Annotated in this window: 18 protein-coding genes and 1 pseudogene; 10 read left to right on the forward strand and 9 right to left on the reverse strand. The window is 66.6% G+C overall.

The window, feature by feature from the left end; translation table 11 throughout:
- The 4 genes from thrC (at position 1) to IDM45_RS02490 (ending at position 3,673) form a co-directional block, all read left to right on the forward strand.
- Positions 1–1,461 carry a threonine synthase gene (gene thrC, locus IDM45_RS02475; RefSeq protein ID WP_209421496.1) on the forward strand — a complete coding sequence of 487 codons (1,461 nt, stop codon included), beginning with the start codon at positions 1–3 and terminating at the stop codon, positions 1,459–1,461.
- Positions 1,462–1,558: 97 nt separating this feature from the next.
- Positions 1,559–2,122, forward strand: a complete 564-nt coding sequence (gene mobB, locus IDM45_RS02480) for a molybdopterin-guanine dinucleotide biosynthesis protein B (protein WP_209421497.1) — start codon at positions 1,559–1,561, stop codon at positions 2,120–2,122.
- Between the two features lie 4 nt (positions 2,123–2,126).
- Positions 2,127–3,383, forward strand: coding sequence for a molybdopterin molybdotransferase MoeA (locus IDM45_RS02485; protein WP_209421498.1), 1,257 nt, complete (start codon positions 2,127–2,129; stop codon positions 3,381–3,383).
- Positions 3,380–3,673 (forward strand): MoaD/ThiS family protein, encoded by a 294-nt coding sequence (locus tag IDM45_RS02490; protein WP_209421499.1) that lies wholly within the window; start codon positions 3,380–3,382, stop codon positions 3,671–3,673. Before IDM45_RS02485 ends, IDM45_RS02490 begins: the two co-directional genes overlap by 4 nt.
- On the opposite strand, the gene IDM45_RS02495 is transcribed toward IDM45_RS02490, so the two are convergent.
- From IDM45_RS02495 to IDM45_RS02505, 3 genes are all read right to left on the reverse strand, one after another.
- A complete protein-coding gene (locus IDM45_RS02495; RefSeq protein WP_209421500.1) occupies positions 3,660–3,998 on the reverse strand; it encodes a hypothetical protein in 339 nt (112 codons plus the stop codon). The two genes, IDM45_RS02490 and IDM45_RS02495, sit on opposite strands and share 14 nt — an antisense overlap.
- Positions 3,999–4,081: 83 nt before the next feature.
- Positions 4,082–4,219 (reverse strand): DUF3149 domain-containing protein, encoded by a 138-nt coding sequence (locus IDM45_RS02500; protein WP_209421501.1) that lies wholly within the window; start codon positions 4,217–4,219, stop codon positions 4,082–4,084.
- A 134-nt stretch (positions 4,220–4,353) separates the two neighbouring features.
- Positions 4,354–4,608: a hypothetical protein gene (locus IDM45_RS02505; protein ID WP_209421502.1), complete on the reverse strand. Its 255-nt coding sequence runs from the start codon at positions 4,606–4,608 to the stop codon at positions 4,354–4,356.
- 58 nt (positions 4,609–4,666) lie between these two features.
- On the opposite strand from IDM45_RS02505, the gene moaE reads away from it, so the two are divergent.
- The 5 genes and pseudogenes from moaE to IDM45_RS02530 all read left to right on the forward strand — a co-directional run bounded on the left by moaE (position 4,667) and on the right by IDM45_RS02530 (position 10,397).
- The gene (gene moaE / locus IDM45_RS02510) at positions 4,667–5,170 is read left to right on the forward strand and encodes a molybdopterin synthase catalytic subunit MoaE (RefSeq protein WP_232653559.1); all 504 of its coding nucleotides are present in this window, start codon (positions 4,667–4,669) and stop codon (positions 5,168–5,170) included.
- An 83-nt stretch (positions 5,171–5,253) separates the two neighbouring features.
- A complete protein-coding gene (gene clpB / locus IDM45_RS02515) occupies positions 5,254–7,866 on the forward strand; it encodes an ATP-dependent chaperone ClpB (RefSeq protein ID WP_209421503.1) in 2,613 nt (870 codons plus the stop codon).
- 79 nt (positions 7,867–7,945) lie between these two features.
- The gene (locus tag IDM45_RS02520) at positions 7,946–8,254 is read left to right on the forward strand and encodes a hypothetical protein (protein ID WP_232654370.1); all 309 of its coding nucleotides are present in this window, start codon (positions 7,946–7,948) and stop codon (positions 8,252–8,254) included.
- Between the two features lie 31 nt (positions 8,255–8,285).
- Positions 8,286–9,733: pseudogene (locus IDM45_RS02525) on the forward strand (coniferyl aldehyde dehydrogenase).
- 142 nt (positions 9,734–9,875) lie between these two features.
- Positions 9,876–10,397, forward strand: a complete 522-nt coding sequence (locus tag IDM45_RS02530; RefSeq protein ID WP_209421505.1) for a GNAT family N-acetyltransferase — start codon at positions 9,876–9,878, stop codon at positions 10,395–10,397.
- A gap of 67 nt (positions 10,398–10,464) precedes the next feature.
- Here IDM45_RS02530 and IDM45_RS02535 read toward each other — a convergent pair whose 3' ends face one another.
- Positions 10,465–11,583 (reverse strand): ISAs1 family transposase, encoded by a 1,119-nt coding sequence (locus tag IDM45_RS02535; RefSeq protein WP_209421506.1) that lies wholly within the window; start codon positions 11,581–11,583, stop codon positions 10,465–10,467.
- Positions 11,584–11,735: 152 nt separating this feature from the next.
- Between IDM45_RS02535 and IDM45_RS02540 the strand changes: the two genes are divergently transcribed.
- Positions 11,736–12,758, forward strand: a complete 1,023-nt coding sequence (locus IDM45_RS02540; RefSeq protein WP_209421507.1) for a tRNA dihydrouridine synthase — start codon at positions 11,736–11,738, stop codon at positions 12,756–12,758.
- Here the strand turns inward: IDM45_RS02540 and IDM45_RS02545 are convergent.
- The 5 genes from IDM45_RS02545 to IDM45_RS02565 all read right to left on the reverse strand — a co-directional run bounded on the left by IDM45_RS02545 (position 12,718) and on the right by IDM45_RS02565 (position 20,999).
- On the reverse strand, positions 12,718–14,499 hold the full coding sequence (locus IDM45_RS02545; protein ID WP_232653557.1) for a phospholipase D family protein: 1,782 nt from the start codon (positions 14,497–14,499) through the stop codon (positions 12,718–12,720). The genes IDM45_RS02540 and IDM45_RS02545 overlap by 41 nt on opposite strands.
- Before the next feature lie 219 nt (positions 14,500–14,718).
- Positions 14,719–15,837, reverse strand: a complete 1,119-nt coding sequence (ribD, locus tag IDM45_RS02550) for a bifunctional diaminohydroxyphosphoribosylaminopyrimidine deaminase/5-amino-6-(5-phosphoribosylamino)uracil reductase RibD (RefSeq protein ID WP_209421508.1) — start codon at positions 15,835–15,837, stop codon at positions 14,719–14,721.
- Positions 15,838–15,883: 46 nt separating this feature from the next.
- On the reverse strand, positions 15,884–16,333 hold the full coding sequence (locus IDM45_RS02555) for a type IV pilin protein (RefSeq protein WP_209421509.1): 450 nt from the start codon (positions 16,331–16,333) through the stop codon (positions 15,884–15,886).
- Between the two features lie 51 nt (positions 16,334–16,384).
- Positions 16,385–20,149: a pilus assembly protein gene (locus IDM45_RS02560; RefSeq protein WP_209421510.1), complete on the reverse strand. Its 3,765-nt coding sequence runs from the start codon at positions 20,147–20,149 to the stop codon at positions 16,385–16,387.
- Positions 20,150–20,246: 97 nt separating this feature from the next.
- Positions 20,247–20,999 (reverse strand): pilus assembly PilX family protein, encoded by a 753-nt coding sequence (locus IDM45_RS02565; RefSeq protein WP_209421511.1) that lies wholly within the window; start codon positions 20,997–20,999, stop codon positions 20,247–20,249.
- Between the last annotated feature and the right edge of the window lie 17 nt (positions 21,000–21,016).

Genomic DNA, 21,016 nt, shown 5'->3' on the forward strand with positions numbered 1-21,016 from the left:
ATGCACTACCTCTCCACCCGCGGCGACGCGACTGCGCGCAAATTCTGCGACATCCTGCTGGCCGGCCTGGCGCCCGACGGCGGCCTGTACCTGCCCGAGCACTATCCACAGATCAGCACCGAACGCCTGGGCCAGCTGCGCGCCATCTACCGCACCCAAGGCTACGCCGCGCTGGCGTTCGAGATCCTGCAGCTGTACATCGACGACATCCCGGCAGCCGACCTGCGCGCGCTGTGCGAGAAGACCTATACCGAGGACGTGTTCGGCACGCGCGAGATCGTGCCGCTGCGCCGGCTCGGCGAGGACGGCCTGTGGATCGAGGAGCTGTCCAACGGCCCGACGCTGGCCTTCAAGGACATGGCCATGCAGCTGCTGGGCAACCTGTTTGAGTACGAACTGGCGCGCCGCAGCGAGGAGCTGAACATCCTGGGCGCCACCTCCGGCGACACCGGCAGCGCCGCCGAGTACGCCATGCGCGGCAAGCGGGGCATCCGCGTCTTCATGACCAGCCCGCACGGGCGCATGAGCCCCTTCCAGCAGGCGCAGATGTTCAGCCTGCAGGACGAGAACATCCACAACATCGCTATTCGCGGCGTGTTCGACGATTGCCAGGACATCGTCAAGGCAGTCAGCAACGACCACGCCTTCAAGGCGAGATACCGCATAGGCACCGTCAACTCGATCAACTGGGCGCGCCTCCTGGCCCAGGTGGTGTACTACTTCGCCGGCTACTTCCAGGCTACGCAAAGCCCTCACCCCAGCCCTCTCCCAGAGGGAGAGGGAGCGATGCGCGTCAGCTTCACCGTGCCCAGCGGCAATTTCGGCAATGTCTGCGCCGGCCACGTGGCGCGGCAGATGGGCCTGCCCATTGAGCGCCTGGTCGTGGCGACCAACGAGAACGACGTGCTCGACGAGTTCTTTCGCACCGGCGTCTATCAGGTGCGCGGCGCCGAGCACACATATGAGACCTCCAGCCCTTCCATGGACATCAGCAAGGCCAGCAACTTCGAGCGCTTCGTCTTCGACTTGCTGGGGCGCGACGGCGCGGCCACGCGCGCGCTGTTCGAGCAGGTGGCGCGGGAGGGGCGCTTCGATCTGAGCGGCGACGCCCGCTTTGCCGATGCCGCCGCGCGCTTCGGCTTTGCCAGCGGCAAGAGCACGCACGCCGACCGCCTGGCCACCATCCGCGATACCTGGGAGCGCTTCGGCAGCATGATCGACACGCACACCGCCGATGGCATCAAGGTGGCGCGCGAGCAGCCGGCCAGCGCCGATGTGCCCATGATCGTGCTGGAGACGGCCCTGCCCATCAAGTTCGAGGCCACCATCGTCGAGGCCCTGGGCCGCTCGCCCGAGCGCCCGGCGCGCTTCGAGGGCATCGAAGCGCTGCCCAAGCGCGTCACGGTGCTGCCCGCCGACGTGCAGCAGGTCAAGGACTACATCGCGGCGCACTGCCAGTGAGGTTGGAGGGGCCGCTGTTCACCAGTGTTTTTTGAATGAAATCGGCCTCAAACCCTTACCTGGCAAGCGCTGACAGCTATATTTTCAGGAGTTAATCATGAAGGTCGTGGGCTTTGTCGGCTACTCCGGCAGCGGCAAGACCACCCTGGTCGAGCAAGTCATCGCCCATCTGGTGGCACGCGGCCTGGCGGTGTCGGCCATCAAGCACGCGCACCACGGCTTTGACATCGACCGGCCCGGCAAGGACAGCTGGCGCCACCGCCAGGCCGGCGCGCGCGAGGTGCTGGTGGCCTCCGACCAGCGCCTGGCGCTGATGCGCGAATACCCGCCTGGCGAGGCGCCCGACGTGCATGAGCTGCTGGCGCGGCTCGATGCCGGCGTGGACTGGGTGCTCGTGGAGGGCTTCAAGGCCAGCGACCTGCCGCGCATCGAAGTCTGGCGCGCACCCGCTGCTGGAGAGGCCCCGCGCCCGGTGCATTACCCCGACGACGACGGCATCATCGCCGTCGCCACCAGCACGCCGCAGCACCTGCCCACGGCGCCGCGCCAGCCGGTGCTGGACTTGAACGCCCCGGCCCAGGTGGCCGAGTGGCTGCTGCGCCATGCCGCGCAACTCGACGATTGGCGCGCCCGCTGCGGTGCGCCCTGCCTGGAGGATTAAAGCCATGAGCCGCCTGCCCCTGAAACCCCTGGACGAGGCGCTGGCCGAACTGCTGGCGCACGCGCAGCCGCTCGCTGGCGGCGAGGCCGTCTCGACCTTTGACGCCGATGGCCGGGTGCTGCTACACGATGCCGTCTCGCCCCTGCAGGTGCCGCCGCAGGACAACAGCGCCATGGACGGCTACGCGCTGCGCTGCGCCGACGTGGCCGGGGCGGGCGCTGCGCAAGGCGCCGTGCTGGCGGTCTCGCAGCGCATCCCGGCCGGCAGCGTGGGTGCGGCGCTGCAGCCAGGCACGGCGGCGCGCATCTTCACCGGCGCACCCGTGCCCGCCGGGGCCGATGCCGTGGTCATGCAGGAGGACTGTGAGGCGCTCGCCGATGGCCGTGTGCGCGTCAACCGGTTGCCGGCTGCCGGCCAGAACATCCGCCGCGCCGGCGAGGACATTCGCCTGGGCGCCACCGTACTGGCCGCCGGCACGCGCCTGACGCCCGCCGCGCTGGGCCTGGCCGCCAGCATCGGCCTGGCGCAGCTGCAGGTGGCGCGCCGCCCGCGCGTGGCGCTGTTTTCGACTGGCGACGAGCTGGTCATGCCCGGCGCAGTGGCGCCGCAGGATATGCCGCCCGGAGCCATCTACAACAGCAACCGCTTCTTCCTGCGCGCCCTGCTGCAGCGCCTGGGCTGTGAGGTGACCGACCTGGGCATCGTGCCCGACCGGCTGGACGCCACCGTGCAGGCGCTGCGCGAGGCGGCTGCCGGGCACGACCTGATCCTGACCAGCGGCGGCGTGTCCGTGGGCGAGGAAGACCACGTCAAGCCAGCCGTGCAAAGCCTGGGTTCGCTCGACCTGTGGATGATCGCCATGAAGCCGGGCAAGCCCTTCGCCTATGGCCGGGTGCAGGCAGAGGCTGATGCAGCAGGCGGCGGCGCGCACTTCATCGGTCTGCCGGGCAACCCGGTGTCCAGCCTGATCACCTTCTGCGTGCTGGTGCGGCCCTTCCTGCTGCGGCTGCAGGGGGTGGTCGATGTTGCTCCTAAAATCGTAGCTGCTCGCGCTGATTTCACCTGGCTCAAGGCCGACAAACGCCGTGAATTCCTGCGCGTGCGCCTGACGCCGGGGGGAGCGCTGGAGCTGTACGCCAACCAGGGTTCGGGCGTGCTGACCTCGACCGTCTGGGGCGATGGCCTGGTGGACAACCAGCCTGGCCAGACCATTGCGCCCGGCGACAGCGTGTCTTTCCTGCCTTTTGCGGAGCTGCTGTGAACGAATCGACCCAGACCACCCAGACCACCAAAACCGCCAAGACCATCACCGTGCGCTACTTCGCCTCCATCCGCGAGGCGGTGGGCAGCGGCCAGGAAACCGTGCAGACCCAGGCGGAGACGCTGGGTGCGCTGCGCGAGGAACTGATCGCCCGGGGCGAGCCCTGGGCCAGTTGCCTGGCGCAGGGCCGCGCCGTGCGCATGGCGCTGAATCAGGACATGGCGCAGGGCGGCCAGGAACTGCCCGATGGCGCCGAAGCGGCCTTTTTCCCGCCCGTCACGGGGGGCTGATCGGGTTGAGGGGCGTGAGCGCCGGGCTGGGCCACTGCAGCAGCTCGGCCAGGCGCAGCGTGATCCAGCGGGCCTCGGCTGCGCTGACCCCGGTCTGCGGCCCGCCCGCCAGGCCGGCGTGGATGCGCTGCAGGATTTCGCCCTCCGACGGCACCTGCGTGTGGTAGAGCAGACGGGCCTGCTCGACCAGGTGGCTGGCCAGGTCTTCGCACAGCTCGTAGCGCCCGCGCAGCGTGTCCGGGCGCTCGGTCAGGCGCCCGCGCGCATCGCTGTACAGGGCCACGAAGGACGGCGGGATCAAGATCTGGTTGTCATCTTCTTGCATGGGTGCATTGTCCGTGGACGGCAAGAAAAAGCGCCCGGCCAAATGGACGGGCGCTGGGTGGGGCCGCAGTGCCGGGGGCGGCGTTATTTCTGCTGTGTCTTGGGCGCGTCGTCGCGCATGAACAACCGCAGGAAAAACACGCCCATGCCCAGCATGAAGGCGATACCGGTGGCGGCGAACAAGCCGACTTCGGTGGTAAAGAGTTCCTGAAGCAGTCGCATGGGGCTTTCCTTCCTCGTCTTGTTGAATGTTGGCCAGTGGGTCTGCTGGCCGTGAATAGCCATATTGCAAACCATGTTTCTAATGGCAGTCTTGAGGCAGGTCAACTCCGGCGCAGCAGCGCCCTGGCGCTCGCTTAGTCGGGCGCGAAGTCCCGCTCGAAGCGCGTGCGGTCAGCCTCCAGCTCGAAGCTGACCAGTTGCCCCATCTTGTTGTCGGCCTTGCGGTGCGCGGCAAACAGGCTGCAGCGCCCGGCCAGGGCAAAGCTGGGCAGGTCGATCAGCGCGTAGGGGTGGGGCACGAAGACCTGGTGTGCGAACAATTCGCGGTGCTGGTTGTGCGGCGAGGGGTAGAGGGTGTAGAGGTGGGTGCTGAAGGCTTGCTGTGCCATGGTGCGGGGCAGGGTTAAAGTGCCGGGCAATGTAGCAAACCGGTCAGCCGCCCAGTCCATGCCTGCCACGTCTCCCATGCCCGCCCTGCCGCGCGTCTCCATCCAGACCCAGGATTTCGATGTTTCCGCCGAGCTGGCGGCGCTGCGTGCCGGCGACGGTCGCGTGGGCGCCGTATGCTGCTTCGTCGGCACAGTGCGCGAGCGCAGCGATGGCGCGCAGGTGGCGTCGATGGAGCTGGAGCACTATCCCGGCATGACGGAAAAGGCTATCGAGGCCATGATCGACGCTGCCCTGGCGCGCTTTGCGCTGCATGGCGTGCGCGTCATCCACCGCGTGGGGCTGCTGGCGCCGCACGATCAGATCGTGCTGGTGGCGGTGACATCGGCGCACCGGGGCGAGAGCTTCCAGGCCTGCGAGTTCCTGATGGACTACCTCAAGACCCAGGCGCCGTTCTGGAAGAAGGAGCAGACGCCGCAGGGCGCGCGCTGGGTCGATGCGCGCGAGAGCGACGACTCGGCGCTGGCGCGCTGGGGTGTCACGGCAGCTCCCATGGCCGGCTGAAGGGCGGAAGCGGCAGAGGGTGAAAAACCGCTTGAAAGCGGCTGCAGCAGCCGCAGCTAGCGATGAGTTGGAGGTTTCATCACATGCGTCTCGACAAGTTCACCACCAAGTTCCAGGAAGCGCTGTCCGATGCCCAGTCCATCGCGCTGGGGCATGACAACGCCTATATCGAACCGACCCACCTGCTGGTCGCCATGCTGCGCCAGGACGAAGGCCCGCGCGCGCTGCTGGAGCGCGCCGGCGCCAATGTCAACGGCCTGCTGGGCGCGGCGGAATCCGCCATCAAGCGCCTGCCGCAGGTGCAGGGCCACGACCAAGTGCAGGGCAGCCCCGAACTGGGCCGCGTGCTGCAGGCCACGGAAAAAGAAGCCATCCAGCGCGGCGACCAGTTCGTCGCCAGCGAATTGTTCCTGCTGGCGCTGGTGGACAGCAAGGGCGAGGCCGGCGACATCGCCCGCGCCAACGGCCTGAGCCGCAAGAGCCTGGAAGCAGCCATTGCCGCCGTGCGTGGCGGCCAGCGCGTGGACAGCCCTGAGGCCGAAAGCCAGCGCGAGGCACTCAAGAAATACACGCTGGATCTGACCGAGCGCGCGCGCGCCGGCAAGCTCGATCCGGTCATCGGCCGCGACGAGGAAATCCGCCGCACCATCCAGGTGCTGCAGCGGCGCAGCAAGAACAACCCGGTGCTGATCGGCGAACCTGGCGTGGGCAAGACGGCCATCGTCGAAGGCCTGGCGCAGCGCATCCTGGCCGGCGAGGTGCCCGAGACGCTCAAGAACAAGCGCGTGCTGGTGCTGGACATGGCAGGCCTGCTGGCTGGCGCCAAGTATCGGGGCGAGTTCGAGGAGCGCCTGAAATCCGTGCTCAAGGAAGTGGCGCACGAAGAAGGCCGCGTCATCCTGTTCATCGACGAGATCCACACCATGGTCGGTGCCGGCAAGGCCGAAGGCGCCATGGACGCAGGCAACATGCTCAAGCCCGCGCTGGCGCGCGGCGAGCTGCACTGCATCGGTGCGACCACGCTGGACGAGTACCGCAAGTACATCGAGAAGGACGCGGCGCTGGAGCGGCGCTTCCAGAAGGTGCTGGTGGAAGAGCCCAGCGTCGAAGACACCATTGCCATCCTGCGCGGCCTGCAGGTGCGCTACGAGGCGCACCATGGCGTGGACATCACCGACCCGGCCATCGTCGCCGCGGCCGAGCTCTCCCAGCGCTACATCACCGACCGCTTCCTGCCCGACAAGGCCATCGACCTGATCGATGAGGCGGCGGCCAAGATCAAGATCGAGATCGACTCCAAGCCCGAGGAACTCGACCGCCTGGAGCGGCGCATGATCCAGCTCAAGATCGAGCGCGAGGCGGTGAAGAAGGAAACCGACGAGGCCTCGCAAAAGCGCCTGCAGCTGATCGAGGAAGACCTGGAAAAGCTCGAACGCGAATACGCTGACCTGGAGGAAATCTGGAAGGCCGAGAAAGCCAGCGCCCAGGGCAGCGAGCAGATCAGAAAAGAGATCGATTCCATCCGCACGCAGATCGACGACCTCAAGCGCAAGGGCGACTTCAACCGCGTGGCCGAGCTGCAGTACGGCAAGCTGCCCGAACTGGAAAAACGCCTCAAGGAAGCCCAGGACAGCGAGGCTGGCGCAGGTGCCGAAGGCGCTCCGAAGCACCGGCTGCTGCGCACCCAGGTCGGAGCTGAGGAGATTGCCGAAGTGGTCAGCCGCGCCACCGGCATCCCGGTGGCCAAGATGATGCAGGGCGAAAAGGACAAGCTGCTGCATATGGAGACCAAGCTGCATGAGCGCGTGGTCGGCCAGGAGGAGGCGATCTCCGCCGTGGCCAACGCGATTCGCCGCTCGCGCTCGGGCCTGTCCGACCCCAATCGTCCGCTGGGCAGCTTTTTGTTCCTCGGCCCTACGGGCGTGGGCAAGACCGAACTCAGCAAGGCGCTGGCAGCGTTCCTGTTCGACAGCGAGGAGCACTTGGTGCGCGTGGACATGAGCGAGTTCATGGAAAAACACTCCGTGGCCCGCTTGATCGGCGCGCCGCCGGGCTATGTCGGCTATGAGGAGGGCGGCTACCTGACCGAGATCGTGCGCCGCAAGCCCTATTCGGTCATCTTGCTCGACGAGGTGGAAAAAGCCCATCCGGACGTGTTCAACGTGCTGCTGCAGGTGCTCGACGATGGCCGGCTGACGGATGGCCAGGGCCGTACCGTGGACTTCAAGAACACGGTCGTCATCATGACCAGCAACATCGGCTCGCGCCTGATCCAGAGCATGGTGGGCAGCGATGCCGAGGAAATCAAGGAAGCCGTCTGGGGTGAGCTCAAGGAGCACTTCCGCCCCGAGTTCCTGAATCGCATCGACGAGACGGTGGTCTTCCACGGCCTGGATGCGCGCCACATCGAGGCTATTGCCGGCATCCAGCTGCGCCAGCTCGAAGCGCGCCTGGCCCGCATGGACTTGCATCTGCAGGTCTCGCCCGCAGCCATGGCGGAGCTGGCCAAGGTCGGCTTCGACCCGGTGTTCGGCGCCCGGCCACTCAAGCGCGCCATCCAGCAGCGCATCGAGAACCCGCTGTCCAGGTTGCTGCTGGAGGGCCGCTACCCGCCCAAGAGCACTATTCCGGTGGGGGTCGATCCGGTACATGAGCCGGGGGTATTCCAGTTCGGCGAGGCCGAGGTCGCGCCGTGAGGCCTAACATGGCCCTGGCGCGCGGCAACCAACTGCCGCGCGCCGCATCTTGCCTAGAAAGGGGCACGCTTTGAACGACATGCTGACCGGCCTGACCCGGTGGACATTGCGCCTGTTGGTGGTTGCCATGGGTGCGGTGCTGTTCCTGAGCATCCTGGCTGTGGGCTGCGTGCTGGCCCTGGCCTGGGGCCTGCGTCTGATGTGGGCGCGGCTGACCGGGCGCCCTGTGGCGTCTTGGCGGCGCGTCGATCCGCGCGGCGCCTGGAACCAGGCCACGCGCAGCACGGCGCGCTGGACAGCCCATGCCGCCGGCACGGCCCGCGCTGGTGGCGCCCGCCTGCGCCAGGTGGCCGATGTGACCGACGTGCAGGTGCGCGAAGTACGCTGATGCCCGGCGGCCCGCGCCTATCATGGCTGCCATGAACCCCGCCACGAGCCCCGACGACATCCGCGACCTTTTCGAGCGCCAGCGCGCCGCCACCCGCGCCCAGCCCGACGTGCCCCTGCATCTGCGCCGCGAGCGCCTGCTGCGCCTGGGCAAGCTGCTGGAGGAAAACGCGCCGGTGCTGGCGGCTGCGGTGCAGGCGGACTTCGGCATACGCTCGCCGCGCCTGACCGAAGTGGCCGATTTCTTTGTGCTGCGCGCCCAGCTCCAGCACACGCTGCGCCATCTGGCGCGCTGGAGCCGGCCGCAAAAGGTGCGCACCCCCTCACGCTGCAGCCCGCGCGTGCCTGGATCGAGCGCCAGCCGCTGGGTGTCGTGGGCGTCATTTCACCGTGGAACTATCCCGTGCAGCTGGCCCTGGCGCCGGCCATGAGCGCCCTGGCCGCTGGCAACCGCGTGCTGCTCAAGCCCAGCGAGTTGACGCCGCACACCTCGGCGCAGCTGGCGGCCCTGGTGGCGCAGTTCTTCGACCCGCAGGAATTCGCCGTGGTGCAGGGCGATGCCGCCACGGCCGCGCTGGTCGCCTCGCTGCCCTTCGACCATCTGGTCTTCACCGGCTCCACCGCCGTGGGTCGCAAGGTGGCGCAAGCGGCGGCTGCCAACCTGACGCCCACCACGCTGGAGCTGGGCGGCAAGTCGCCCTGCATCCTGGATGCCGACTGCGACCTGCAGGACGCAGCGCTGAAGATCGCCCACGGCAAGCTGCTCAATGCCGGCCAGACCTGCATCGCCCCTGACTACCTGCTGCTGCCGCGCGGCAGCGAGACGGCTTTTGCCGACGCCTTCCAGCAGGCCGTGACACGGCTGTTTCCGTACTTCGAGGGCAACCCGGACTACGCCTCCATCATCAGCCCGCGCCACCTGGGGCGGCTGCGTACCATGCTGCAGCAGGCGCAGACTCTGGGCGCGCAAGTGCAGGTGCTGCAGCCGGCGCCGGGCAGCCCTCCGCCACCGCCGCAGTCCATTGGCGACGGCGTAGCCCGGCAGATGGCGCCGGTGCTGGTCTTTGGCGCCACGCACGCCATGCAACTGATGCAGGAGGAGATCTTCGGCCCGGTGCTGCCGGTGCTCAGCTACGAGCGGCTGGACGACGCCATCGCCCACATCAACGCCCACCCCAGGCCGCTGGCGCTGTACTGGTTTGGCCGCAGTGACGCCGTGCGCAACGATGTGCTGCGCCGCACGGTGAGCGGCGGCGTCTCGGTCAACGACACGCTGATGCACATCGCCCATGAGAACCTGCCCTTCGGCGGCGTCGGCGATAGCGGCTGGGGCGCCTACCACGGCGAGCCGGGCTATCTGCGCTTTTGCCACCAGAAAAGCGTGCTGGCGCAGTCGCGCCTGGGCATGGGGCACCTGCTGTATCCGCCCTATGGCGCGCGCTTCGATCGCGTCATGGCACTGCTGCGCCGGCTCATGTAGCGCATTGGCCGGCGGCGTGCTGGCTGCATGGACAATCGCACTGTCCAGCGCAGGATGAATGACCCCCTGGCGCATCGGCAGCGGTTTGCGCGAAAATGCCGGGTTTTCCCTTTGTCACCCGTTTATCCGTTTTCGCTGTCCCATGTCCAGTATCCAGGTTCGCCCTGCCACTCTCCGCGATGCCAAGGCCATCGCCCAAGTCCACACCACTGCCGCTTTGGAGGCCTACCGTGGCCTGGTGCCGGACGATCAACTCAAAGCCATGTCCTCGGTGGAAAAGCGCCAGGCCTACTGGCGCGAGGCCATCGAATACTGCGAGCCTCAGGTGCAGGTGGCCGTCGAGGGCGACAAGATCGTCGGCTTCGTCGGCTTCGACCGCTCGCGCGATGAAAAGACCCGCCCCACCACGGGCGAGATCTGGGCTATCTATGCCGTCCCCAGCCACTGGAGCCAGGGCGTCGGCGTGGCCCTGTGGGATGCGGCCCGCGACGGCCTGGCCGAGGAGGGCTGCACCACCGTCACCGCCTGGGTGCCGCTGCGCAACGAGCGCGCCCTGCGCTTTCATGAACTCGCCGGCTTCAAGCGCGAGATGACCACCGCCAAGACGGCCATCATCGGCGGCGTCAAGATCGAGGAAGTGCGTCTCAAGCGCCCGCTCAACTGACGCGGCAAGCCCTGTAGTTAGCTATATTTTCAATAGCTACCAGCGCTTGCTAGCAGGGCGATCGCATCTAAATGCATAGCTCCATGACCCGCTCCAAGTAGGTCAAGTCCCAGCCCGCGCGTTTGCGCTTGGCCTTGAGTCCGGCCTTCACGCTGGTGTCGGCTTGCAGCATCTGCTGGGCCATGCGCCTGAGCAGCGCTTGGTTGTGCGCAGCGTGGTCTTTCTGGCTCAGACCGCTGTCGTCGCCCATGCCCACATCCAGGCTCCAGTGCAGCTGGTTTTCCACGCTCCAGTGCCCCCGGATGTATTGCGCCATTTGCTGGGCGCTGGTGTGTGCGCTCAGGCTACTGAGGTAGTAGCTCGTTTGTTCGCTGACTCGCTCTTGGCCTGGCAGTTGGCGCGTGCGCACCACGCGCACCACGCTTTGCAGCTGGGGCCAGTGCTGGGCCGCACGCTGCAGCGCCGGCGGCAGTGCCGACACCTGGTACTTGCGCGTCTCGATGCGCCCGTGGCCTTTGTCTGAGTCACTGAACGTTTGCTGGCCCCTGTCAGCTTCAGCGCTTTCAAAGTGTTTCTTGCACACGTTGAACATGTGCCGCTGATTGCCCTTGAGGCTGAGCACGTAGTGGGCACCTTGGTCGGCGATTTGCTTGGCAATGGCTTTTTGGCAGCCCATGGCATCGATGGTGATGGTGCACCCACCAATGTCCAACAACTTGAGCAACTCAGGAATGGCCGTGATCTCGTTGCTCTTGCCATCGACCTTGCGCTGGCCCAGCAGCAAGCGCTGCTCAGATGCCCAGGCGCTGACCAAATGCAAACTGTGGTGCGCACCCTTGCCCTTGCGGTGGGCGCTGCGCACGCTCTTGCCATCGATGGCCACATGGCCCGAGGCGCTCGCAGACATACCCTTGAGCCATTGCTGCAAGACCTGTTCGAGTGCCTGTGGATCCAGGCGGCGAAAGACCCGCGCGAAGGTGTCGTGTGAGGCAATGCCGCAGGGCAGGCGCAAAAAGCGTTGCAGCCAGGCCTGGTGGGCCTGGGCAAACTCCACCGTCTCGATCCAGTTGTCTGCTCCGGCGACAGTAGCGCACAGGGCGATAGCCAGCAAGTCGATGAGCTCATGGCGGCGGGTGCGCTGCACACGGGGATCGGGAATTTGTTGGAGCAGTTGCAGCAGGCTCAAGGTCGCATCCGGTTGGCTTTAGGAGCCTGCACTTTGCATCAAGATTGGCTCAAAATTTAGATGCGATCGCCCTGCGCTTGCTAGCATTGGGTTTGAGCCAGTTTTGACCATAAAAACATGCTGATGCCGGTCGGCGCTCCCGCCCCCGCCCCATGACGCAGCTGCTGCTGGCCCCCATGGAGGGGCTGCTCGATTTTGTCCTGCGCGACGTGCTGACGCGCGTCGGCGGGGTCGATCGCTGTGTGGGCGAATTCATCCGTGTCACTGGCACGCTGCTGCCCGATCGGGTGTTTCACCGCTGTCTGCCGGAGCTGCGCAACGGCAGCCACACCTTGGCCGGGACGCCGGTGCGCGCCCAATTGCTGGGCTCCGACCCGGCCAGCATGGCTGCCAACGCGGCGCGCCTGGCGCAGCTCGGCGCCGAAGGCGTGGATCTGAACTTCGGCTGCCCGGCCCGGACGGTGAACCGCCACGGCGGCGGCGCTGCCCTGCTGCGCGAACCCGAGCGCATCGCCGCCGTGGTCGCCGCCGTGCGCCACGCCGTGCCGGCGCAGCTGCCCGTGTCGGCCAAGATGCGCCTGGGCTACGACGACCCTGGCCGCGCCCTGGAATGCGCGCTGGCCATGCAGGACGGCGGCGCCGGCGAGATCGTGATCCACGCCCGCACCAAGGCCGATGGCTATCGCCCGCCAGCGTACTGGGAGCGGATCGCGCCCATCCGCGAAGCGCTGCGCGTGCCGGTGGTGGCCAATGGCGAAATCTGGAGCGTGCCGGATGCCTGGCGCTGCCGCGCGCTCAGCGGCTGCACGGCACTGATGCTGGGGCGCGGCATGGTGGCCGACCCGGGCCTGGCGCTGGCCATCCGCGCTGCCGATGGCGTTGCTGCCGGCGCAAGGGCCAGCCAGCAGCCCCCGGCCCCAGTCCCGGAAACATTGACCTGGACGGCCCTGTTGCCGCAGATCGAGCGCTTCTGGCACATGGTCTGCACCGATCTGGAGCCGGGACAGCGCGCCGGGCGGCTCAAGCAGTGGCTGAATCTGCTGCGCCGGCGCTATCCGCAGGCCCAGGCAGCGTTCGATGCCGTGCGTGTCCTGACCGATCAGCAGGCCATCGGTGCGTGGCTGCGCGGGCAGCTCAGAGCAGCCGATCCGGTGCCAGCGGCCCCAGCAGCCTGAGCATCAGCCGCAGGCCGGCGCTGGTGTCCGGGTCGTGATGCATGTCGGGCAGGTCGCTGCCCTGTGGTGCGCGCCAGACCAGTGAGCCGCCTTCCTGCAATTGCACATGCCAGGCGCCCTGGCGCATGGCGTCGTCGATCTGCCGGGCAGCCTGCTCGGACAGCATCTTGCTGCGCACCAGCAGGGCGATCTCGGTGTTTTGCAGTTGCGAGCGCAAGTCCAGATTCATGGAGCCGACCACGATCAGGCGTCTGTCCACGACCATGACCTTGGAGTGCAGCATGGAGCGCGACGCCCCGGTCGCACCGCCTGAAAGCCCTGCATTGCCGGCGTTGCCCCGGCTGCCCGAGCGCATTGCCGCCCCTGAACTGCCGGTTGCGGAGCTGCCGAACGCCGAGCGCAGGCCGGCCTGTTCGCTGCGCAGCTCGTACAGCTCCACGCCCATTTCCAGCAGCTCCTGGCGGTGGCGCGCATAGCCGACATGGGCGATGGGCGCGTCGTTGGAGGCCAGCGAATTGGTCAGGATGCGCACGCGCACGCCGCGCGCGCAGGCATCGGCGAAGGCGCGCTTCATGTCCTGGCCGGGCACGAAGTAGGGCGAGATGATGAGCAGCTCTTGGCGCGTGTGCTGCATCAGGGTCAGCAGGCCATCGACGACGGTGTCGCCTTCCTCATCGCCTGTGCCTTCCTCATCGCTGGCCTCCTGGTCTGCGCCTGTGTCTGCACTGAGTGCGATCTTGGCCGGCTTGTCCGCCAGCATGACCGCTGGCGCCCAGACAAAGCGCGCCTGGCGCAGATCCAGGGGCTGCTCATCCCAGTTGCCCCGCTGGCGAGCGGCAGTCTCGCCGCCATCTTTCGTGGTGCCTGGAGGCGGCAGCAATTGCGGCGGCGCTGCCTTGGCCGGATCCTGCGCTGCGGGTGCCTCGTTGCTGTCCTGCGCCAGTTGCTCGCGCAGGCGCTCCAGCTCTTCCTTGGTGATGAGCGACTGCACCGGATAGGCGCGCGGATTGTTCCAGTAGCTGTCGAAGCTGCGCGACATGTCGGCCACGATGGGGCCGGCAGCCAACACGTCCAGATCGACGAAATTTTTCGCCTGTCCCTGGCCGAAGTAGGCGTCGCCCAGGTTGCGCCCACCGGTCACGCCCATGACGTTGTCGGCCAGGAACAGCTTGTTGTGCATGCGCTGTTGCACGCGCGAGAAATCCGTCAGCGAACCCCACAGGCGGCCCAGCATGGAGTCGCGCGGGCCGGAGACCGGGTTGAACATGCGCATCTCGATGTGCGGCTCGAAGGCCAGCCGCATGACCAGGGCGTTGCGCCCGGTGCTGTGGAAGTCGTCGAGCAGGATGCGCACGCGCACGCCGCGCCGCGCCGCTGCCACCACTTCGCGCAGCAGCCGCGCCGAACTTTCGTCGGCGTGGATGGTGTAGTACTGCAGATCCAGGGTTTTCTCGGCGCTTTGCGCCAGCGCCAGGCGGCTGCCGTAAGCCTCCTGCGGGCCACTGAGCAGCATGAAGCCGGAGGCGGTGCGCGTGCCGGCTGCCTGGCGGCGCTGCTGCGCCAGGGCGGACAGGGCAGTCGGCTGGCCTGCCGCATCGAATGCCGTGGACACGGGCCGCTCCACATCCTTGGGCAGACCGGCGCAGGCGCTGCACACCAGCGCCAGCAGGGCTGCCAGCCAGCGCCGCGCCGCTGCACCCATGCCTGCGCGTGGCGGGAAGAATGGAGCAGGGCTGGGCATGATGGATGGCTATTGGCAGGGGGTTGGCGATAGGCCGGGCAGGGTGCAGATGGCTGGGGCTGCGGTCTGTTGTGCTGCGCGGCCCTGGGTACCTGAGCCGGCAGGCCGTCACGCGGGATTGCCGTGGCGGTGGCAAATTTATAGCCTGCACCCTTGTCACGCCCGTGTCGGACACCGGCGCGCGCAGCGGTGGGCGGCGGAGGCCGCGTGATGCCATGCTCAGGAAGGCTGGCTGCCAGCGGCGCGCAGCAGCAGCCGCAGATCCGGGCCGATGCGCTCCACCGCATGGAACTGCAGGTGTGCCCCTTCGGTCAGCGCCTGCAGCGGCCCCCAGTGCGCCATGGGCCGGGCGCCGCTGCCCAGCAGCAGGGGAGCCAGATAGGCCAGCACCTCGTCCACCAGCCCCTGGGCCAGCAGGGCTCCGTTGAGCAGGCTGCCCGCTTCGACATGCAATTCGTTGGTGCCGCGAGCCCCGAGGTCGCGCAGCATGGCCGGCAGATCGACCTGGCCGCTGCTGCCGGGCAGCGACACCAGGGTCGCGCCCTGGGCCTGCAGGGCCTGCCAGGCCGGATGGCTGGCCGCAGCAGCGGTGTAGATCAACACCTCGCGCTGCGCCACGCTGAAAAGACGCGCCTGCAAGGGCGTGCGCAACTGGCTGTCCACGATGGCCAGCCGGGGCTGGCGCGGGGTGTCGATGTCCCGCACGTCCAGGCGTGGATCGTCGGCCAGCACGGTGCCGATGCCGGTGAGGATGGTGCAGGCGCGTGCGCGCCAGGCCTGCCCGTCGGCGCGTGCTGCCGCAGAGGTGATCCACTGGCTGGCGCCATTGGCCAGGGCGGTGGCACCGTCCAGCGATGCGGCAACCTTCAGGCGCACCCACGGTGTGCCGCGTTCCATGCGCTGAAAAAATCCGATGTTCAACGCACGTGCTGCTGCTGCGCCCGGCCCGACTTCGACCTCGACGCCAGCGGCGCGCAGCCGGGCAAAGCCCTGGCCGGCAACCAGCGGGTTGGGGTCGGCCATGCAGGCCACCACGCGCCCGATGCCGGCCTGCACCAGCGCGTCGCAGCATGGCCCGGTGCGGCCCTGGTGGGCGCAGGGCTCCAGCGTGACGTAGGCGGTGGCGCCGCGCACATCGGCGCCACGCGCTGCCGCGTCGCGCAGCGCCATGACCTCGGCGTGCGGGCCACCGGCCTGCTGGGTGAAGCCCTGGCCGAGGAGGCTGCGGCCATCGGCGGCCACCAGGACGCAGCCGACGCGCGGGTTGGGGCTGGAAAGAAAAAGCGCCTGGGCGGCAAGCCCAAGCGCCTGGTCGATGAAGGGGTGGGTGGCTGTCATGGCGGCGGCGATGGTAGCGCGCCGCAGGGCTGAATCCCCCTGGTGCTCACTTGCCCCAGCACTCGGTGACGATGGCGCCGGTGGTCACGCCCTTGGCACCGCGCAGGCCGTTGTGCGCCAGGGTGTAGGTGCCGCATTTGTCGGTTGCCTGCGCGCCCTTGGGAGTGGCGCTGAGGGTGTACTTGACGCCGTCCGTGGAGCTGATGCTGATGTCGTAGCGATCGCCGGGCACCTTTTTGAGGCTGGCCGGGAAGGCTGCCGCCAGCGGATAGGTACCCGTGGCCGTGGCGGCGCGCTCCATCCATTGCGCAGCCTGCAGCAGGCCGGTACGCGCCTCGCCACGATGGCCGCGGCGGATGTACTCGGTATAGCTGGGATAGGCAATGGCCGAGAGGATGCCGACGATGGCGACGACGATCATCAGCTCAATCAGGGTGAAACCGCGCGAGGTGGCCCGCCCCCGGCGCCGGGGGCGCGGGAGAAGCGGTGGAGACATGGATGCCATGAACATGAGGATGCCTTGGGTTGTCAAGCGCTTGCCGATGACTTATCGGAGCTGGCGCCAGCTGGGGCGCAGGGAGTTTTCGGGCAGGTGGCGCAAGTCGGTGACCTTGCTGTTTTTCTTGTCCAGCACAGCTGTCGAAGATGTCTGACTGATCAGGGTGATGGATCCCGGAGGTACCTGTCTGCGCGAGACGTTGGCATCATTTGCGTTGTACAGACCGTCGCCATTGATGTCCATCAGTTGGATCGAGGGGCGCTTGCCGTCCATGATGTTGATCAGTGTCATGTATTGGCGCTCCTCGTCCACCGAGCTGGACTCGCAGCTCTCGACATCGGCGGCGACATCCGAGCCCTTGGCCGGAACCTGTGAGAACACCGTCATGAGATTGCTGCCTTCGTAGAACTCCATGGGTTTGAGCAGGCGTTCGCCCACCGTCGGAAAGTCCATGTACCAGCCATTGTGGCTGCCCCAGTCCAGCTCGGTCGTAGCCAGCACCCGGCCAAAGGCGCCGTTGCTCACTTCTTCGATTTTGCGGCTGACCAGCTTGGCCTGCGCCACTCCGGTGCCCAGCGCTGCCGGGGCCGGCACGCAGTCGGCGGCTGGGACGGGCGAGCAGGTGCCGCTGCCGGGATGCACTTCCAGGCGCTCGCTGGCGCCGCTGCCCACGCGGCGATAGCGGGTGTTGTCCAGCACTGCATACAGGGTGTGCATGTTGCGGTCGTTTTCATCCGCCTTGGTGACGTTGCGCCCGGTGCCGAAGGCCACCATCATCCCGCCGACCGGGACTTTCTTGGCGCTGGGGCCGGTGCCGACAGTCCTGATGCGGTCATTGGCGCGCACGGTGGGCACAGCCGTGACGGGTTGGGCCAGGGTGCGCGAATTGGGCGAGCCTTGCGTGCCGCCCTGGGCGCTGAACAGCGGGCTGCCGCTGAAGGCCACCCCCCACTGCGTGGCGTCGCTGCTGGTCAGGTCGAACTTCCACAGGTTGCCCTGGTTGTCGCCGGCGTAGGCAATGTCGTATCGGCCATCGCCGTCGAGATCGACCAGGCGCGGCGCCATCAGCCCGTTGTCCTGCGCCTTGCCCGTGCCCGTGGCGTCGGCGGCGGCAGCAGCGATGCGCAGCAACTCGCGGTTGCCGTCCAGGTACTGGATCAGCAGCACCGGACGCTGGTTGGCGCTGTTGTAGCCGTTGCCCATGACCACAGCCCAGCGGTCGTTGTTCAGGCGGATGATCTGCGTGGTGCGCAAGGGGTTGTTCTCGTCCAGCACTGGCTGGGCCGTGATGTGCCCGATGTCGCGATCCTCCTCGACAGTTTTGTTGCACGCGGCCTTTTGTCCACTGCTCAGGGTGGAAAGAGTGCAGTCGGGGACTCCGGCCTCGGCGTTGCGCGTGCGGTCGAGCATGACCAGATTGGCGGCCTGGCCGGCGGAGAAAGCGTCGGGGTCGGACACATCCAGCACGAAATAGCCCTTGCCGCCAGCGCCCAGCGAGCCCACCAGCAGGGTGCGCCAATCGGGCGCCTCGGGATCGGTACTCACATTCACGTCGCCCGTCATGGGTGAGCCATCGACAAAGTAGCGGTGCCGCTGGTTGTAGGCCGGCGCTGTGAGCTGATTCAGGCTGGGGATGACGCCCTGGGGCACATAGGCAATCTTCTCGCTGCCGTCCTGGGCCGAAAAGCCATGCAACATGCCGTCGTTGCCGCCGACGTAGATCATCGGCGTGCGCGTCTTGGCCGTGCGGATGAAGGCGGTGTAGCCCTTGAAAGAGTAATTGCTCACCGGCGCGCCGGTGTACCAGATGACGGAGTTGACGATGTCGCCCTGGCGCGATTTGCGCTGGCGGTAGGGTTTGGTGCTGGTATAGCCGTTGGGGCCATCCGTGCCTTCCTTGGACTGATCACCCCGGATGTAGTTGAGCCGCGACTCACCAGCGCTGGCTCCTCCATCGATGCCGTCCGTGCCCTTTTGCAACGCCAGTTTCTGCTCGGTGCTCAGGTAGTTCTGGTTGCTCGCCCACAGGAAGGGAACACCCCCCTTGGGCTTGCTGCCGACCCATTGGTCGCTCCAGCTCAGGATCAGGCGCGAGGAGACCGAGGACAAGGCGTCGAGTTTCTGTGCTGTGTTCTGCCCGCCCCAGCCCGCAATCGGCTCGGTCGTGCCATCGTTCTTGACTGCATCAGCGGTCACAAAGCCCTTCCAGGCGTTCTTGGGCTCGAAGTTGCCGGTGAATTTGCCGACGTCGTTGCGCGAGGTGTTGGAGCCGCTGGTCGCAGTCGATGTGATGTCAGGCTGCACATCGGTGTTGATGGTGCGGATGATCTGGCGGAAGGCCTCTTTCAGGTCTTCGCCCTTTTCCACGGCGTAGAACTGGCCCCGGCCATTGATGGCAGCGTGCCACATGTCTTCCACTGCCTCGCCGCCCTTGACGGCGTGCCATTGCGCCCAGCCCGAGGCGTAATCGGCAAAGCTGCCGTCGTAGCCGTAGGGCAGGGTGCTGGTCGGGCGCACCAATTTGCCGTTGTTGCCGTTGGTGGTATCCACGAAGGGGCCATCCTCATTCCACAGTGGCTTGGAGAGGTTGGGGTTCCAGTATTTGCCGATATTGCCCTTCCACTCATTGTCCTTGCCGACCGGGCGAAGCTGGTTTTCCGGCAGGGAGTCCTCGCTGAAGCCAATGGTGAAAGTGACCATGTGCGGCCAGGTGGCAGGGTTGTAGCGCGGGTTCCAGTATTTTTTTAGTGTGGCGGTTCTGCCTGACACGCGGTTGGTAAAAATTTCCTCGGCAGGTGCCTTGTCATATTCGGGGGCAGGAGCAATCGAGCCGGTCAGAGCACTGGACGGTTGCAAGGGGTCGGCCCAGCTCTTGAACGTCCAATCCGACAGAGTACTGATGTACTGGCTCTCATAGCCTGGGTGCCAGCTGCTCCAGGTTGGAAAGTCGATGTCGCGATACACCCAGGTCTGGGGATCGCTGCGCTTGTAGGCCGTGCCGTCGGGCAGCTTGAAGGAGGGATAGGTCTTGACTGGACGGCTGTTGCTGCCGGATTTGGGCGCCCCGTTGATGTTGTCGTCTGTGTCCTGGTTGTCGAAGTTGATGGGCGTGGTGTTGATATTCTCCCTGCCGTCGTAGGTGCCGTTCCAGTCGCCATCGGTCAGCAGGATGTGGTAATTGCGCCGGCACCCCAAGTATTCAGGGGTGCCTGAAGGATCGCCAGGCTTGGTGGCCCAAGGGCCATTGCGGTGTACCTCGGCACGCATGTACTCGTCTGCCCGCTTGACCATGTAGTGCGTGGGCGTGGAAGTGCAGGAAGTGAAATTGGCGGCGTATTGCAGGAAGTTGTCCCGGTGCGTGCCTTCGAGCACCCGCATGACGTTGGGGTTGTTCACTCCTGTGACGGTGGCAGCCGTAGTCCCCAGCGGAGGAGCCCATTTCTTGTTGTTGACCTTGGTGCAATCCCCCAGGGTCTGCCAAGCTAGGCGCATCTTGCCGTCAGGGATCAGATCTTTGTCTTCGAAGACCTCTTTCAGGGCGTCCTTGAGCACCTGCACGCGGGTCTTGGTGTAAGGGTTGTTCTTCCAGTGATAGGGCTTGGTCGGATCCTTGAGCACCATGTCCTTGGCATCCATGCTGGTCGAGTCGTCCAGCGACAGGATGACGTTGGGTGCCACGTAGGGCTGCACGGTGCCCGGCGGGGCCTGCATCAGGTCGAGCGCCCAGGCAGCGTGCGGACTCAGTGCAGCGCAGGCCGCCAGAGCCAGCAGGGTCGGGCGCATGTGAAGGGGGTGGGGGGCGGGGCCAAACATGGTCAGTCCTCCTGTCTTGAATTTTTATGAAAAACGGCTTTAAGCCTTGCAGGGCAAGCGATGACAGCTATTTTTTTGGTAGCAAAGGCGGTGTTGCTCAGTCCTTGAGCTTTTGCCGGGCATAGGTCTGTTGCAGCACTACCAGGGTGCTGGGCTTGCGCCCATAGGCCAGGGCGGTGAGGCGGTAGATGACCACCGGCTCCAGGCTCAGCCGCAGAAAGGTCTTGCGGTTGCCGCTGTCGTCCACGATCAGCCCGGCGGTCTCGCTGCTTTTGTCATAGGGCAGCACTTCGATCCAATACCAGCCGCCCTTGTCGGCAGCGCTGGTGTCGGCCAGGATGGGGTTTCCCGGGCTGCCGCTGCTGCCGGGTACTGCGCCGGTGTAACGCCCGTAGCGTGCACCCACGCCGTCCTGGGCCATCTGCGCCAGGGTCGGGCCTTCGCTGGCCGTCTTGTTGTTCCAGAAGTCCACCTTGCCGGTGCGCTTGACACACAGACCATTGCGGCAACCCGTCGGGGTGTTCTGTGCCAGGCGGGACAGCAGATCGCCGACTTCCTTTTCCTCAACCGGGATTTGCTCGGTAATGCCTTTTCGGCAGACGTCGCCGGAGCCCGAGCAAGGTGTGCCATCGGGGTTTTCTTCTCGTATATCCAGCTCGGCATCCTGCAGCAATGCCTGCGCCGCTTCGAAGGCGCGCTGGTAGTCGGCATCGTTGCCCACGACCAGCTCGTTGAACAGCGAGGTGCGCGAACCCCATACGGCCAGCAGCATGGTCAGCAGCACGAACACCAGGACGACGAACAGGGCCACGCCGTGCTGGCGGGGAGCGGCAGGGGAAAGACGTTGCATGGGGCGTTGGTGCGGCA

Source organism: Melaminivora jejuensis, from assembly GCF_017811175.1.
In the GTDB taxonomy this organism is placed as follows: Bacteria; Pseudomonadota; Gammaproteobacteria; order Burkholderiales; family Burkholderiaceae_C; genus Melaminivora; species Melaminivora jejuensis.

Coding starts and splice junctions, on each gene's coding strand:
- IDM45_RS02520 (WP_232654370.1), top strand. CDS start 7,946: ATGCTGACCGGCCTGACCCGGTGGACATTGCGCCTGTTGGTGGTTGCC.
- thrC (WP_209421496.1), top strand. CDS start 1: ATGCACTACCTCTCCACCCGCGGCGACGCGACTGCGCGCAAATTCTGC.
- IDM45_RS02495 (WP_209421500.1), bottom strand. CDS start 3,998: ATGCAAGAAGATGACAACCAGATCTTGATCCCGCCGTCCTTCGTGGCC.
- mobB (WP_209421497.1), top strand. CDS start 1,559: ATGAAGGTCGTGGGCTTTGTCGGCTACTCCGGCAGCGGCAAGACCACC.
- IDM45_RS02560 (WP_209421510.1), bottom strand. CDS start 20,149: ATGTTTGGCCCCGCCCCCCACCCCCTTCACATGCGCCCGACCCTGCTG.
- IDM45_RS02505 (WP_209421502.1), bottom strand. CDS start 4,608: ATGGCACAGCAAGCCTTCAGCACCCACCTCTACACCCTCTACCCCTCG.
- IDM45_RS02485 (WP_209421498.1), top strand. CDS start 2,127: ATGAGCCGCCTGCCCCTGAAACCCCTGGACGAGGCGCTGGCCGAACTG.
- IDM45_RS02540 (WP_209421507.1), top strand. CDS start 11,736: ATGACGCAGCTGCTGCTGGCCCCCATGGAGGGGCTGCTCGATTTTGTC.
- IDM45_RS02565 (WP_209421511.1), bottom strand. CDS start 20,999: ATGCAACGTCTTTCCCCTGCCGCTCCCCGCCAGCACGGCGTGGCCCTG.
- clpB (WP_209421503.1), top strand. CDS start 5,254: ATGCGTCTCGACAAGTTCACCACCAAGTTCCAGGAAGCGCTGTCCGAT.
- IDM45_RS02555 (WP_209421509.1), bottom strand. CDS start 16,333: ATGTCTCCACCGCTTCTCCCGCGCCCCCGGCGCCGGGGGCGGGCCACC.
- IDM45_RS02545 (WP_232653557.1), bottom strand. CDS start 14,499: ATGCCCAGCCCTGCTCCATTCTTCCCGCCACGCGCAGGCATGGGTGCA.
- moaE (WP_232653559.1), top strand. CDS start 4,667: ATGCCTGCCACGTCTCCCATGCCCGCCCTGCCGCGCGTCTCCATCCAG.
- ribD (WP_209421508.1), bottom strand. CDS start 15,837: ATGACAGCCACCCACCCCTTCATCGACCAGGCGCTTGGGCTTGCCGCC.
- IDM45_RS02530 (WP_209421505.1), top strand. CDS start 9,876: ATGTCCAGTATCCAGGTTCGCCCTGCCACTCTCCGCGATGCCAAGGCC.
- IDM45_RS02500 (WP_209421501.1), bottom strand. CDS start 4,219: ATGCGACTGCTTCAGGAACTCTTTACCACCGAAGTCGGCTTGTTCGCC.